Source organism: Aeromonas sp. 603757, assembly GCF_049171255.1.
In the GTDB taxonomy this organism is placed as follows: Bacteria; Pseudomonadota; Gammaproteobacteria; order Enterobacterales; family Aeromonadaceae; genus Aeromonas; species Aeromonas veronii_A.
The window spans coordinates 38,455-51,091 of sequence record NZ_JAAKOE010000005.1 but is presented as its reverse complement, the minus strand read 5'-3'; the positions used below and the strand labels follow the sequence as shown (position 1 = coordinate 51,091).

Sequence of the window (12,637 nt, the reverse complement as noted above, 5' to 3'; positions counted from 1 at the left end):
GTCTGTTGTTTGCTCTTTAGAATACGTATTTGACCCGTGCACTCAGGTTGCGACCCGGTTCGGTCATCAGGCTGTTGTCGGAACCTGCATCACGACCGGCGATGCGCTCGTAGCTGGTGTACTCCTTGTCAAACAGGTTGAAGACCCCGACGTTGAGCTGCAGATCGCTCATCGGGTTGAACTGGGCGTACATATCCACCACACCCCAACCGGCGCTCTTCACGTAATCGTTGCCTTTGCTGTCTTTACGAACTTTGTCCATGTCGTCAGCAAAGCGCAGCGCTGCGTTGAAGTTCCATTGGGCCTGTTCCAGACGCACACCGACCGAGCCGTTGAGCGGGCTCAGGCTGTTGATGTAGTTGCCATCCCCATCCTTGCCTTCGATGTAGGCGAGGTTGCCCCAGACATTGACGATGTCGTTGAGCCAGTAATCCGCCTTGGCTTCGACCCCTTTGGTGGTCGCCTTGCTCAGGTTCTGGTACTGATAGACGGCGGTGCGCCCCTCTTTGCCCACTTCCACCATCTCGATGAAGTCTTCAAACTTGTTGTAGAAGCTGGCTACTTCATAGCTGAAGCCGTTGCTGCTGCCACGCACACCAAGATCGATGCCGTCGCTGCTCTCCGGATTGAGGTTCGGGTTGGGCTCGATGCGATAGCCGTAAGCCTGATGGTTCAGGGTGGAGAAGGCGCTGTCATACATGGGGGCCTTGAAACCGTGGCTGTACTGGGCGAACAGGTTGGCCGCCTCGTGGGCCTTGAACACCAGACCCAGCTTGGGTGACAACTCCCCTTCGGAGAACTTGTGCAGCTTGTCGCCTGTGTAGGCCGGATCGTTGTCCGGGGTCATCCGGTAGTAGTCATAACGGGCACCCGGGGTCAGCACCCAGCGCTCGCCAAACTTGATCTCGTCAAAGGCCCACAGGGCGCTGCGCTCGCTGGTGGTAGCCGGGAAGCTCAGCTCGTTGTAGCCGACAAAATCACCGGGAGTCGTCGGCCCCTTGTAACGGGTACGTTCGTTGTCGGTGTGCTCGTATTCAGCCCCCCAGGCCAGGCGGTGGTTGGCGACCGCCTTGTGGAACTGCAGCTGGGCGCCGATGTTCTTCTGATCGAACACGTTGTGATCCAGCGAGTTTTTGGTCACATAGGGGTTGCCGGGGCTGACCGGATACTTGGATGAGGCGTACTGATCCATCGTCTGCTTGGTGCGGGCGAAATAGACCTTGCTATCCATCCGATCGGCCCAGACTTGATTCAGCGCGATGCCGTGATCCAGCACCACAGAGAGGTTGTCGGTCTGCTTGTCGGTGATGGGCTGATCAAAGACACGGGCAGTACCGGTACCGACCTTGTTGAGCTTGACCGCATCCGGCTCCTCGCCATCGGTCAGGTAGTCAACGGTCAGCTTGAGGAACTGCTCATCGGAGAGGTTCCACTTGCTCTTGAGCAGCAGGGCGTGGGTACCGATATCGAAGTCGTTTTTGGTGGAGTCGAAATTCTGGGTCACACCGCCATCGCGCCAGGTGTAGCGCAGCAGGTTCTCCACTTCACCAGTGCGCAGGGCGCCGGTAAAGCCCGCCATCTTCTGGTGGCTGCTGGAGGCGTAACCGCTGGTCACATCCAGATAACTATCCTTGCCCTTGAGGAAGTCGCTGGCATCCTTGGTGGTGATGGCAATCACGCCACCCAGCGCATCGGAGCCGTAGGCGGCAGACGCCGGCCCCTTGGCCACTTCTACCTGCTTGATCATGTCGGTATCGAAGTAGCTCTGGCCAACCCCGCCCTTGCTGTAGGCATCGTTCTGGCGCACACCGTCGCGCACCACCTTGACCCGGTTTTCCCCCATGCCGCGGATGATGAAGGTCTGCGCATCCCCCTGACCGCCCAGCACGGTCACACCGGGTTCGTAGCGGAACAGGTCGGCGACGTTGGTGACGACCTGCTCTTCAATCTGCTTGGCGGTGATCACCGAGATGGGGCCGGAGACATCTTCCAGTTTTTGCTCCATCCGTGAGCCGCTGACGACCACGACTTCATCCGCCTTCTGGGTGGCAGCAAAGACCTGGGAGGAGAGACCGGCCGCCACGGCGAGGGCAACCAGAGAGAGTGCGTTATGATGGGTCACAGCGAATCCTTATTGAGAACTGTTATCAAACAGGCCGCATATTACCCGGCTCTCGACAAAGATCAACAAGAAACGAAATCATTCTCATTTGTTTTGAACCAAATTGGTTTTACACTGTCGCCCTGTGTTGCCCTTATTCTCTATTAGCCCCCCGAGATGCACCGGCATCCGGGCATATCAGCCGTGAGATCCCATGATTAGACGACTTCCCCTGCTCGCCCTGCCGCTGCTACTGGCAGCCTGTGCCACCCCAACCCAGCCAACCGTGTCATCACAGTTGCAGACGCTCTATGACTACCGGCTAAGCAGCGAGGGAGATGCAGACCTGACGCTGGAGCAGGCAATCGCGCGAATTGCCGACGCCGACATCATTCTGGTGGGCGAGCTGCACAGCCATCCCGCCGTGCATCTGTTGCAATCGCGCCTGCTGAGCGGGCTCTACACCGCAGGTCAGCAGCACGGTCGGCCATTGGTCCTCTCCATGGAGCAGTTCAGCCGCGCCGATCAGAAGACGCTGGATGCCTATCTGGCGAACCAGATTGGTGAAACGGCCTTGATCCGCGAAGGCAACGCCTGGCCCAACTATCCGAGCGACTACCGCCCGCTGGTGGAGTTTGCCAAGGCTCACCGTATGCCGGTGATCGCCGCCAACGCCCCCAAGCCGCTGGTGAGCTGTGTCGGTCAGGAGGGGGCTGAGTGGCTCGACAAACTGCCAGCCACACGTCGCAACCAGCTGGCCCGCCAGCTGACGCTGGGGGATGACCCCTACCGCCAGAAATTTATGGCCTCCATGCACCACGGCGATGCCGACAGCAACGCCCGCCGCTTCGCCGCCCAGACCAGCTGGGATGACACCATGGCCGAGAGCATGGTGGATTATCTCGCCAAGCACCCGGGCCAGCAGATCATGCATATCGCCGGCAATTTCCACGTCGAGGGGGGGCTTGGGCTCGCCAGTCGCATCGCCAGCCGCAATCCTGCCCTCAAGGTGGCGCTGGTCGTGCCCCGCACAGATGAGACCTCTGTTGCAGATCCCGCAGCCGATGTGCAGGTAACCATCATGCCGCTGCCTAAGCGCTGGCAAAACAGTGACGAGATGAAGCAAGATATGGGCGCGCTGCATCAATCCCGCAGTCGTGACTGCAGCCAGTGGCTGCAACCCTAATCTTCCAGGAAACGGCGGGTAAAATATGGATGTGTTACTGATCATCGATGTGCAGCAAGGCTTGTTCAACGAGCCCCGTTACCGCCAGGAGCAGGTGCTGGCCAATATCAATCGGGCTGCGGCCCATGTCAGGCAGCAACAGGGACGGGTCATCTATATCCAGCATGACTCGCCCCCCGGTACCGAACTGGAACCGGGCACCCCGGGTTGGCAGTTGCACAGTGCGCTGCAACCGGCCAAGGGAGAGAGCCGGGTGCGCAAAACGGCCTGTGACAGCTTTCTCGACACCGAGCTCGCCTTCCTGCTGGCCGAGCAGCCGGTCGATCGACTCATTCTCTGTGGCTGCGCCACCGATTTTTGCGTCGACACCACAGTGCGCAGTGCAGCCTCCCATGGGTACGAGGTGCTGGTGTTGAGCGATGGTCACACCACCGCCGATCGCCCCCACCTTAGCGCGGCCCAGATCACCGAGCACCATCACTGGATGTGGCGCCACCTCAGCCTGCCGGAGGGGCGCAGTGTCACCCTGCTCACCACCGACGAGCTGCTGGCAGTAACACCCGCCCTGCAGCCGTGCTAATCTGCGAACCTCGCCTCGTTTCTCACTGGAGTCTGTCGTGCGCCTGTTGTCTGCCACCCTGTTGTTGATTGTTCCCCTGCTGTCGGCCTGCTCCAGCTTGCCCGGACAGAAGTATGACGGGCCGGAACCCCTGTTTCTGACCCACATCAACGAGGAGGGGAGCAAGCGGTTCACCTTTGAAGCCGCACCCAACGACACCTTGCCGCGCGGCCTCTCGGCGGCCCAGAGCCAGCGGCTGCTGGAACAGCGGGAGGCGTTACAGGAGAACCTGCTGACCGAGACCCTGGCGACCAAGCAGTATTGCCGTCAGGGGTACATCGTGCTGAGCCAGACCTCCTGGAAGGTGCGGGGGGAGTGCAACGAAACGGCCACCGACGCCGATCGTCGCGCCTTTCCCAACAAGGCCAGCTGGCAGGATTGAACAGGCCGGATGAGATAACGCAATAAAAACGGGCAGCCCAATGGCTGCCCGTTTTGTTATGACGGCTGTCGTGGTCGACAGGGATCGTCAGACCGGCGCATCGGCCGGGCTGGTGAGCTCGGCACCGGTGTCGATGCGCTTGTGCCCCTCCACCAGATGGACGAAATCAACCAGCTCGTCACCGGAGACCGCGAACGCCTGGCCGAAGCCCTTGACGAACAGCCCCTGCTCCGGCTTGAGGCGGAACAGTTTGAAATCCTTGAGGTTGGAGAGACCCTTGATGATCTCGCCAAAACGCCCCTCCAGCGCCGCCACCGCCTTGCTCCAGCGGGCGTCGTCACGGGCCACCACTTCAGCCACCGCATCGAAGGTCAAGCGCTTGCGGGCAAACAGCTCGCGGGCACCGCTCTCATCCTCGATCAGCATCAGGGATACTCGCGGCACCTGTTGCAGGTTACGGGCGTGGCGAGCGATCTCGGAGATCAGCACATAGTAGCCATCTTCCTGCAGCACGAACGGGGCATAGCTGGCGTTGGGATTGCCTTCGCCATCGACGGTGGCGAGCTGCAGGGTGCGGCAGCTGTCGCGAAACTCGCGGATCTCCGGTTGCAGACGGTTCTGCAGACGCTCCTGACGTTCACTCATGCTTTGACTTCCTCTTGAGAGTTGTGGCGCAGCGCCATGAAACGGGTGACCTGATCGGCCAGCAGCTGGCGTTTCTCGTCGCGACCCAGATAGACCTTGAAAATGCAGCGGCCGGAGTGACCGAAGAACTGGAAGGAGTGCCCCTCCTTGCCCATGAACAGCTTGCTGACCAGCGCAATCCCCACCACGTTGTCGAGCTTGAGGTGACCATGCAGCTCACCGTCTCGGCCCATCAGGTTGTAGTAGCCGCGTGCGTCCTTGCCTTTCGGGAAGGGGGCTTTTACCTCGAAGATAGAACCTTCTGATTCAACGATGGTGGTTACCGGGCCCCAGTCGGCCAGATCTTCCAGCAGACCTTGCGCACGATCGGCGGGCAGCAGGGTCACCAGCTCGGCGGGCAGATGGCGAACCACCTCCCATTCGCTGATGGCAAGCTGGGCCGCCAGGGTGGACGGATGAGCGCCGGGATCCTGCTCCAGCAGCGCGTGAATGCGTTGTGCAATGCTCATGTTTTCTCCCTCTGCGGGACCAGGTCGTCCCGCTGTTTATCATGGCGGCTACTCTAATAAAGCACTGGAATCAATGCAATTGATAATTGCTATCATTATCAGTGCATTTTTTCCAAAGCCTTGATATTCTCGGCGGCACACCCGTTTCATTCACCCCTTCGGAGGTTAGCATGGGCCGTCGTCTTGCCCTCGCCATCACCCTGCTCTGCAGTTCACTGTCCCCCTTCTCTGCCGTTGCCGCCGACGGACAGAAAGAGCGTATCGTCAGTATCGGCCCGGCCACCACAGAACTCATTCTGGCCCTTGGCGGTGAATCGAGCCTGATCGCCACCGATGTCAGCAGCCCCTTGCCAAAAGGGTTGCCCAAGGTGGGTTATCACCGGGCGCTGGCCGCCGAAGGGATCCTGAGCCTCTCCCCCACCCGACTGGTGGGCAGCGACGAGATGGGCCCGGCCCCGACCCTGGATCAGCTGCGTCGTGCCGGGGTCAAGGTGGAGGTGCTGGATACCGCGCCGACCCTCGCCAACCTCAATCAGCGTATCGACACCCTCGCCAGCCTGCTGGGCGATAAAGCCGCAGGCGATCGCCTGAAGGCAGAGATCCAGGCTCAGACCGATCAGCTGGCGGCGCAAGCCAAACAGAACAAACCGCTCAAGGTCGCCTTCCTGCTGCTGCACAAGGGGCAACCCACCAGCATCGCCGGGGGGGACACCACCGCCAGCGCGCTGGTCTCGCTGGCAGGCGGCATCAATCCGGTCGCCGAGTTGCGCAACTACAAGCCGGTATCCGCCGAATCCCTCATCGAGATGCAGCCCGATCTGGTGCTGGTCAGCGGTCGTGACTGGCAGCAGTATGCCGATCCGGCCAAGGTGCTGGCCGAAGTGCCCGCCTTGGCGGCTACCCCGGCAGGCAAGCGCAACGCCATTCACGCCATCGACGGTCACGCCCTGCAAGGGGGCCTGAGCCTCAACTCCCTGCAACAGGCGAACCAGATCGCCCAGTGGATCAAGCAGGGGTCATGATGCGGTTACCCCTCTCCTGGCTGCTGGCCTTCACCACGGCCGCACTGGCGCTGTTGCTGCTCGGTTCGCTGGCAACCGGCCCCATGACCCTCACCCTGGGCGAGAGTCTGCGGGCGCTGTTTGCCGGGCAGGAGAGCGGGATTGAGTCGCACAAACTGCTGATCGTGCAGGAAATTCGCCTGCCGAGAACCCTGCTCTGCATCGCAGTGGGGGGGATCCTCGGGCTCTGTGGCGCCGTGATGCAGGGGCTGTTTCGCAACCCCCTGGCTGACCCCGGCATCATAGGTGTCTCCGGCGGTGCGGCGCTCGGCGCGGCGCTCGCCATCGTGCTGCTGGCCCCCCTCGGCCAGCAGCTGCAAACCACCATCGGGGTTGGTCTGCTGCCGCTGCTCGCCTTTCTCGGCGGCGCGCTCACCACCACCCTGGTCTATCTGCTCGGCACCCGTGAGGGGGGCACCTCGGTCACTGTCATGCTGCTGGCCGGGGTCGCCATCACGGCGCTCTCCGGTGCAGTGATCGGCCTGCTCACCTATCTGGCGGACGATCAGATGCTGCGCAACCTGAGCCTGTGGCAGATGGGAACGCTGGCGGCAGGCAAACCGGCCGATGTGGCGCTGGCCATGCTCACCCTGGCGGCCCTGCTGTGGCTCTTTATGCGCGATGCCAATCCCCTCAATGCCCTGCTGCTGGGTGAAGGAGAGGCCCGTCATCTTGGGGTCAATGTGCAATCCCTCAAACGTCGCCTGATCCTGCTCACCGCAGCGGGCGTCGGGGTGGCGGTGGCGGTAGCCGGGATGATCGGCTTCGTCGGGCTGGTAGTGCCCCATCTGGTGCGCCTGCTGGCGGGCCCCAACCACGTCAGGTTGCTGCCGCTCTCGGCCCTGCTTGGCGCCGCCCTGCTGCTGGCAGCCGATATGCTGGCACGCACCCTGCTGGCCCCGGCCGAGCTGCCGGTGGGCATCATCACCGCCCTGCTCGGCGCTCCCTTCTTCATCTGGCTGCTGGTAAAAGGCCGCCGCGCCCTGTAATACGGACTGTTATGCAACCACTCTCATCCTCACTCTCCTCCCCCCTGTTGAGCTGCACCCGACTCAGCCTGCGTCGTGGCCAGCGCCAGATCCTGGATGGGCTCAATCTCGACCTCGAGAGCGGCACCCTGACCGCTCTGCTCGGCCCCAACGGGGCGGGCAAGAGCTCGCTGCTCAAGTGCCTGACCGGCGAGCTGGAATATGAGGGCACCATCACCCTGTTTGGCGCGGATCGCCGGCAGTGGGACAGCAACCAGCTGGCCCACCGGCTCGGGGTATTGCCGCAAAGCTCCTCCCTCAACTTCCCCTTTCTCTGCGAGGAAGTGGTTGCCATGGGGCGCTTGCCCCACAGTGAACCGGCGGCGCGGCGTGACGATATTGTGGCGGCGGCCATGACCCATGCCGGGGTCGAGCATCTGGCCAAGCGGCTCTATCCCGGGCTCTCCGGCGGCGAGCGGCAGCGGGTGCAGTTTGCCCGGGTGCTGGCGCAGATTTGGCAGGCCCCCTCCCCGACCGAGCAAGCCGAGCAACCCCGCCTGCTGCTGCTCGACGAGCCCACCTCGGCGCTGGATCTGAAATACCAGCATCAGCTGCTCACTATGGCGCGCGCCCTGGCCAGCCGCAATACTGCGGTGCTGGTGGTGCTGCATGACCTCAATCTGGCGGCGCGCTATGCCGATCGGCTGGTGATGCTGGAGCGGGGCAAGCTGATGGCCGATGGCACGCCTGCCGAAGTGCTCACCCCTGAGCTGATCGCCCGGCTCTATGACTATCCGGCACAGGTGATCCACCACCCCGAGAGCGGCCTGCCGATGGTGGTGTGACAAATTCAGAGTGCGGTAATGGTTGGCAGCGCGCGCTATTCATCCCGAAAACTGCAGCGTATAAACCGGTTTTTCACACCCCATGTCGCCCTGCTAACATTCATCATCGCCAGATATGTGGTGTGAATATCCTCACACTTTGCTCAGGCAAAACCCCCGCAGCATCACCGTCTACTTATAATGGCGCCGCCTCACAGAAGGCATAACTCATTGATGCTACGGAACAATTACAATGAAAAATATCAACAAAACCCTACTGGCTGCCGCCATCTCCCTCGGGATGCTGGCTGGCTGCAACAGCGACAACGACTCAAAGGCAGCTGATCCCATGGTTCGTTTTGCCACCTTCAACCTCTCTTTTGACCGCACTGCCGCCGGTATGCTGACAGGTGAGCTGGCCTTGACCCGCACCGAGCAGGATGCCCTGCTGGCCCGCCTCGCCGAAGGGAGCCTGAGCGGCGCCACTGAAACCAAAGCCAAGAACGTGCAGCAGATCCGCAACGTGGCGGAGATCATCCAGCGTACCCGCCCGGATGTGTTCCTGCTCAACGAGTTCGACAACGACGGCAAAGGCGAGAGCACCGCCGATCTGAAAGCCTTCAACGACAACTATCTGGCTCACGCCCAGCACGCAGAGGTGACGGCCATCAGCTATCCGGTGATGCAGAACTTCGCCACCAACACCGGCCTGATGAGCGGTTATGACCTCAATCTGGATGGCAAGGTTAACAGCGGCCCCGACGATGCCTGGGGCTTTGGCAACTACCACGGCCAGTACGCCTTTGCGGTGATGTCCAAATACCCCATCGACACCAAGCAGATCCGCACCTTCCAGAACTTCAAGTGGAAGGATATGCCGGGCGAGCAGAACCCCATCATCGATGACTGCAACAATCCCAAGGTCAAGATCCCGGCCAGCCGCCAGTGTGGTGATGCCTGGTATTCAGACGCAGCCTGGCAGCAGTACCCGCTCTCCTCCAAGAACCACGCCGATGTGCCGGTACGGATCAAGACCGAAAAGGGGGATGAGGTGATCCACTTCCTGATCTCCCACCCGACCCCGCCAATCTTTGCCAATGCGGCGCGCCACACCGTCAAACACAACCGCGCCGAGATCGCCTTCTGGAACGACTACGTCAAGGGGCTCAACTACATGACCGATGACAAGGGCACCAAGGGTGGGCTGGCCAAAAACGCCAAGTTTGTTATCGCGGGTGATCTCAACGCCGATCCACTCACCGGTGACGGCGACCTGACCGCCATTCAGGATTTGCTAAACAACCCGCTGATGAATCAGGCCATCACCAATGGCACCCTGATCCCGGTCAGCGAAGGGGGTCCGGAGTGTGTCAGCAAGGGGACCGACTGCAAACGCAACCTCAATCGCCCCAACCCGGAACGCATCACCAACTCCAGCGTGCTACAGCTGGATCACGTCATCCCCTCCGCCAACCTCAACGCGGTCAAGAGCGGCGTCTTCTGGCCTGCCAGCTTCGAGGCCGGTTATCACCTGGTCTATGATGCGAAACTCGGCATCGCCAAGGGAGTCAGTTCGGATCACCGCATGGTCTGGGTCGATCTCAAACTCGACTAACCCTGCCATGACCCCGCTGCGGCGGGGTCTTTTATTGGCGATGGTCAGCGAACTGAGCTCTGCTTATTAATCCACCAGTTGGCATTGAGTTATCCATCCATAACTCCTCCATAGCCGTTGAATGGGCCTCGCGATCACAGAACCACCTCGCCAATGGTGGTAGCATGCCTCCTCTTGCCATCCGGCCGCACGGCGGATCCGGTGGCCCTCCCTCCTCCGCTTTCACTTTTTGAGGAACGATTTGATGGAACTGCTTCTGCTTAGCAATGGTAAAGCCAACGAATTTCCGGGTCTGCTCGGCTGGGCCCGCGATCGGGTTCAAAGCCTGCTCGTGCGCAAACAGGTCAAGCGCATCCTGCTCATCCCCTACGCGGTGATCCGCAGCGACTGGGATGCCCGCGCCAACGAACTTACCGAGAGCCTCGGGATCGAGACCATCAGCATTCACCACTTCGATGATCCGGTCGCGGCCGTCAATCAGGCCGAGGCCATCTTTATCAGTGGCGGCAACACCTGGCGCCTCAACCAGATGCTGCACGAAAACGGCCTGATCGTGCCGATCCAGCGTGCCGTGCGCGAGCGGGGCGTGCCCTATGTGGGCTGGAGCGCCGGTTGCAACGTGGCGACCCCGAGCATCCGTACCACCAACGACATGCCGGTCTGCAGCGCCGCCGTGCTGCCCGCACTGGGCCTGTTCCCGCTGCAGATCAACCCGCACTATCTGGACGCCAGTATCAGCGGCCACATGGGCGAGACCCGCGACGAGCGTCTGGCCGAGTTCTGCGCCATCAACCCGAGCGAGCACGTGGTGGCCCTGCGCGAAGCGAGTCTGCTGCAAATCACCGGAGAAAACGGCAGCGAGCGTCTGGAGTACTGGAGCGCCCGCGAGCAGGACTTCAAGATCTTCAAACATGGCCAGGAGCCGCAAGCCTTTATGGATGCCGCCCCGCTGGCCGAGCTGACCCCCTTCAAGGTCGGCTGAGCTACTAAGAGCGCTTCACCACTGGCAGGCGGATAGCTCGCGAAACCGCAAAAACGAAAAAAGAGGGATGGCTCAATGCCATCCCTCTTTTTTATCGTCATCTTTCAGCTGGTTGCAGCCTGATTACTCACCCTGCAGGGTCACCAGCACCTTGCGGGCACCACCATCGACGCGATGTTCGCCAAGCCAGATCCCCTGCCAGGTGCCGAGCGCCAACTGACCATCGCGAACTGGCAGCAGCAGGCTCACCCCGAGCAGGGAGGATTTGATGTGAGCGGGCATGTCATCCGCCCCCTCATAGGTGTGGCGATAGTAGGGGGCATCCTCCGGCGCCAGCCGGTGCAGATGAGCCTCCATATCGCTGCGCACGCTGGGGTCGCAATTCTCGTTGAGGGTGAGCGAGGCGGAAGTATGTTGCAGTAGCAGGTGGGCCATGCCGAGCCGGTAATCCGCCAGCATCGGCAGTTTGGCCACCAGCTCGTCAGTCACCAGATGAAAGCCCCGCGAACGGGGCTTCAACGTCAGCAGGCACTGCTGCCACATCAGACATACTCCATAAAGACGCGGGAGGTGAGTTTGGTGATGAGTTCGTAGGGGATGGTGCCAATCTCGTCGGCCACCCGCTCCACCGGCAACCCCTCGCCCCACAGCACCGCCTCGTCACCGGCCTTGTCGGTTGCGCCGGGCCCAAGATCTACCGTGCTCATATCCATGGAGACACGCCCCACCAGCGGCACGATGCGGCCGTTGATCAGCACGGAAGTGCCATTGGGCGCCATGCGCGGATAACCGTCACCGTAGCCGATGGCGATCACCCCGAGCCGGGTATCGCGATCCGACACCCAGTTGGCGCCATAGCCCACCGGCTCGCCCGCCTTGTGATCCCGCACCGCAATCAGCTGGGTCTTCAAGGTCATCACCGGCTGCAGGTCGTAATCGGCCGCCACCGTGTTGGGGAAAGGCGACACGCCATAGAGGATGACGCCGGGGCGAACCCAGTCGCAGTGGGAGTCTGGCCAGGCCAGAATGCCCGCCGAGTTGGCCATGGCCCGCTCGCCCGCCAGCGGTGCGGTCAACTTGCTGAACAAGTCGATCTGCTCGCGGGTAGTAGGCTGCTCCAGCTCATCGGAGCGGCTGAAGTGGGTCATGATGTTGAACGGCTGCACCACGTTCTTGCACTTGCCGAGTCGTTCGATAAAGGCGCGCATCTCGTCGGCACGTACCCCGAGGCGATGCATGCCGGTGTCGAGCTTGAGCCAGGCCACCACGGGCGCTGGCAGCTCAACCTGCTCCAGCGCTTCGAGCTGCTCCCAGGTGTGAACCGCCGTCTGCAGGTTGTTGGCCGCCAGCACCGGCAGATCGTCGGCGGAGAAGAATCCCTCCAACAGCACGATGGGTTTGACCACGGCGCAGGAGCGCAGCATCAGCGCCTCTTCGATACGGGCCACCGCATAGGCATCCGCATCCACCAGGGTGCGAGCGACCGGCAGCAGTCCGTGGCCATAGGCGTTGGCCTTGACCACAGCGATGATCTTGCAAGCGGGAGCGTGGCGCTTGACCACGGCGAGGTTGTGGCGCAAGGCCGCAGTGTTGATTTGGGCAGTAGCCGCTTTCATGGTTTTCCCTTACGAGGGCACAAATGGTCTCCCCCTCATCGGGCAGAAGACCGCCACTCACTTATCGTCGTCGAAGGCCGGACCGGCATAATTGTCGAACCGGGAAAACAGGCTCTGACGGGCTGCCTT

13 protein-coding genes are annotated in these 12,637 nt (G+C 61.6%); 8 read left to right on the top strand and 5 right to left on the bottom strand.

All coding sequences use genetic code 11. The annotated features are described in order from the left end of the window. Window positions 1–16: 16 nt before the first annotated feature. A complete protein-coding gene (locus G5332_RS06460) occupies window positions 17–2,122 on the bottom strand; it encodes a TonB-dependent hemoglobin/transferrin/lactoferrin family receptor (protein ID WP_421172139.1) in 2,106 nt (701 codons plus the stop codon). A 193-nt stretch (window positions 2,123–2,315) separates the two neighbouring features. Here G5332_RS06460 and G5332_RS06455 point away from each other — a divergent pair, with 193 nt between their 5' ends. From G5332_RS06455 to G5332_RS06445, 3 genes are read left to right on the top strand one after another with little or no spacing between them, the layout of a single operon-like run. Further along, window positions 2,316–3,287 (top strand): ChaN family lipoprotein, encoded by a 972-nt coding sequence (locus tag G5332_RS06455; RefSeq protein ID WP_421172140.1) that lies wholly within the window; start codon window positions 2,316–2,318, stop codon window positions 3,285–3,287. Window positions 3,288–3,312: 25 nt separating this feature from the next. After that, on the top strand, window positions 3,313–3,867 hold the full coding sequence (locus tag G5332_RS06450) for a cysteine hydrolase family protein (protein WP_005348211.1): 555 nt from the start codon (window positions 3,313–3,315) through the stop codon (window positions 3,865–3,867). A 37-nt stretch (window positions 3,868–3,904) separates the two neighbouring features. Next, entirely contained in the window at window positions 3,905–4,288 is a 384-nt protein-coding gene (locus G5332_RS06445) for a hypothetical protein (RefSeq protein ID WP_005335256.1), read from the top strand. An 87-nt stretch (window positions 4,289–4,375) separates the two neighbouring features. On the opposite strand, the gene hutZ is transcribed toward G5332_RS06445, so the two are convergent. Together hutZ and hutX are read right to left on the bottom strand one after the other, a co-directional pair. Beyond that, window positions 4,376–4,933 carry a heme utilization protein HutZ gene (gene hutZ, locus G5332_RS06440; RefSeq protein ID WP_042658521.1) on the bottom strand — a complete coding sequence of 186 codons (558 nt, stop codon included), beginning with the start codon at window positions 4,931–4,933 and terminating at the stop codon, window positions 4,376–4,378. Continuing rightward, window positions 4,930–5,442: a heme utilization cystosolic carrier protein HutX gene (gene hutX / locus G5332_RS06435; protein WP_204384005.1), complete on the bottom strand. Its 513-nt coding sequence runs from the start codon at window positions 5,440–5,442 to the stop codon at window positions 4,930–4,932. Before hutX ends, hutZ begins: the two co-directional genes overlap by 4 nt. A gap of 170 nt (window positions 5,443–5,612) precedes the next feature. Here hutX and G5332_RS06430 point away from each other — a divergent pair, with 170 nt between their 5' ends. The 5 genes from G5332_RS06430 to pepE all read left to right on the top strand — a co-directional run bounded on the left by G5332_RS06430 (window position 5,613) and on the right by pepE (window position 10,892). Beyond that, complete coding sequence (locus G5332_RS06430) at window positions 5,613–6,464, top strand: heme/hemin ABC transporter substrate-binding protein (RefSeq protein WP_103250392.1); 852 nt, start codon at window positions 5,613–5,615, stop codon at window positions 6,462–6,464. Beyond that, window positions 6,461–7,492: a FecCD family ABC transporter permease gene (locus tag G5332_RS06425; protein ID WP_216978133.1), complete on the top strand. Its 1,032-nt coding sequence runs from the start codon at window positions 6,461–6,463 to the stop codon at window positions 7,490–7,492. The genes G5332_RS06430 and G5332_RS06425 overlap by 4 nt, the downstream gene beginning before the upstream one ends. An 11-nt stretch (window positions 7,493–7,503) precedes the next feature. Then, a complete protein-coding gene (locus G5332_RS06420) occupies window positions 7,504–8,316 on the top strand; it encodes a heme ABC transporter ATP-binding protein (RefSeq protein ID WP_216978132.1) in 813 nt (270 codons plus the stop codon). Window positions 8,317–8,548: 232 nt separating this feature from the next. Beyond that, window positions 8,549–9,910, top strand: coding sequence for an endonuclease/exonuclease/phosphatase family protein (locus G5332_RS06415; protein ID WP_227342039.1), 1,362 nt, complete (start codon window positions 8,549–8,551; stop codon window positions 9,908–9,910). A gap of 244 nt (window positions 9,911–10,154) precedes the next feature. Next, window positions 10,155–10,892 (top strand): dipeptidase PepE, encoded by a 738-nt coding sequence (pepE, locus tag G5332_RS06410; RefSeq protein ID WP_421172141.1) that lies wholly within the window; start codon window positions 10,155–10,157, stop codon window positions 10,890–10,892. A gap of 123 nt (window positions 10,893–11,015) precedes the next feature. Here the strand turns inward: pepE and G5332_RS06405 are convergent, their stop codons facing one another. Further along, window positions 11,016–11,435, bottom strand: a complete 420-nt coding sequence (locus G5332_RS06405) for a secondary thiamine-phosphate synthase enzyme YjbQ (protein ID WP_040067976.1) — start codon at window positions 11,433–11,435, stop codon at window positions 11,016–11,018. Then, a complete protein-coding gene (gene alr / locus G5332_RS06400) occupies window positions 11,435–12,508 on the bottom strand; it encodes an alanine racemase (protein ID WP_421172142.1) in 1,074 nt (357 codons plus the stop codon). The genes G5332_RS06405 and alr overlap by 1 nt, the downstream gene beginning before the upstream one ends. Window positions 12,509–12,637 lie beyond the last annotated feature (129 nt).

Bases quoted from the DNA above. Each gene is read 5' to 3' on its own strand.
- G5332_RS06425 (WP_216978133.1), top strand. From the start codon at position 6,461: ATGATGCGGTTACCCCTCTCCTGGCTGCTGGCCTTCACCACGGCCGCA.
- hutX (WP_204384005.1), bottom strand. From the start codon at position 5,442: ATGAGCATTGCACAACGCATTCACGCGCTGCTGGAGCAGGATCCCGGC.
- G5332_RS06430 (WP_103250392.1), top strand. From the start codon at position 5,613: ATGGGCCGTCGTCTTGCCCTCGCCATCACCCTGCTCTGCAGTTCACTG.
- G5332_RS06405 (WP_040067976.1), bottom strand. From the start codon at position 11,435: ATGTGGCAGCAGTGCCTGCTGACGTTGAAGCCCCGTTCGCGGGGCTTT.
- alr (WP_421172142.1), bottom strand. From the start codon at position 12,508: ATGAAAGCGGCTACTGCCCAAATCAACACTGCGGCCTTGCGCCACAAC.
- G5332_RS06415 (WP_227342039.1), top strand. From the start codon at position 8,549: ATGAAAAATATCAACAAAACCCTACTGGCTGCCGCCATCTCCCTCGGG.
- G5332_RS06450 (WP_005348211.1), top strand. From the start codon at position 3,313: ATGGATGTGTTACTGATCATCGATGTGCAGCAAGGCTTGTTCAACGAG.
- G5332_RS06420 (WP_216978132.1), top strand. From the start codon at position 7,504: ATGCAACCACTCTCATCCTCACTCTCCTCCCCCCTGTTGAGCTGCACC.
- pepE (WP_421172141.1), top strand. From the start codon at position 10,155: ATGGAACTGCTTCTGCTTAGCAATGGTAAAGCCAACGAATTTCCGGGT.
- hutZ (WP_042658521.1), bottom strand. From the start codon at position 4,933: ATGAGTGAACGTCAGGAGCGTCTGCAGAACCGTCTGCAACCGGAGATC.
- G5332_RS06455 (WP_421172140.1), top strand. From the start codon at position 2,316: ATGATTAGACGACTTCCCCTGCTCGCCCTGCCGCTGCTACTGGCAGCC.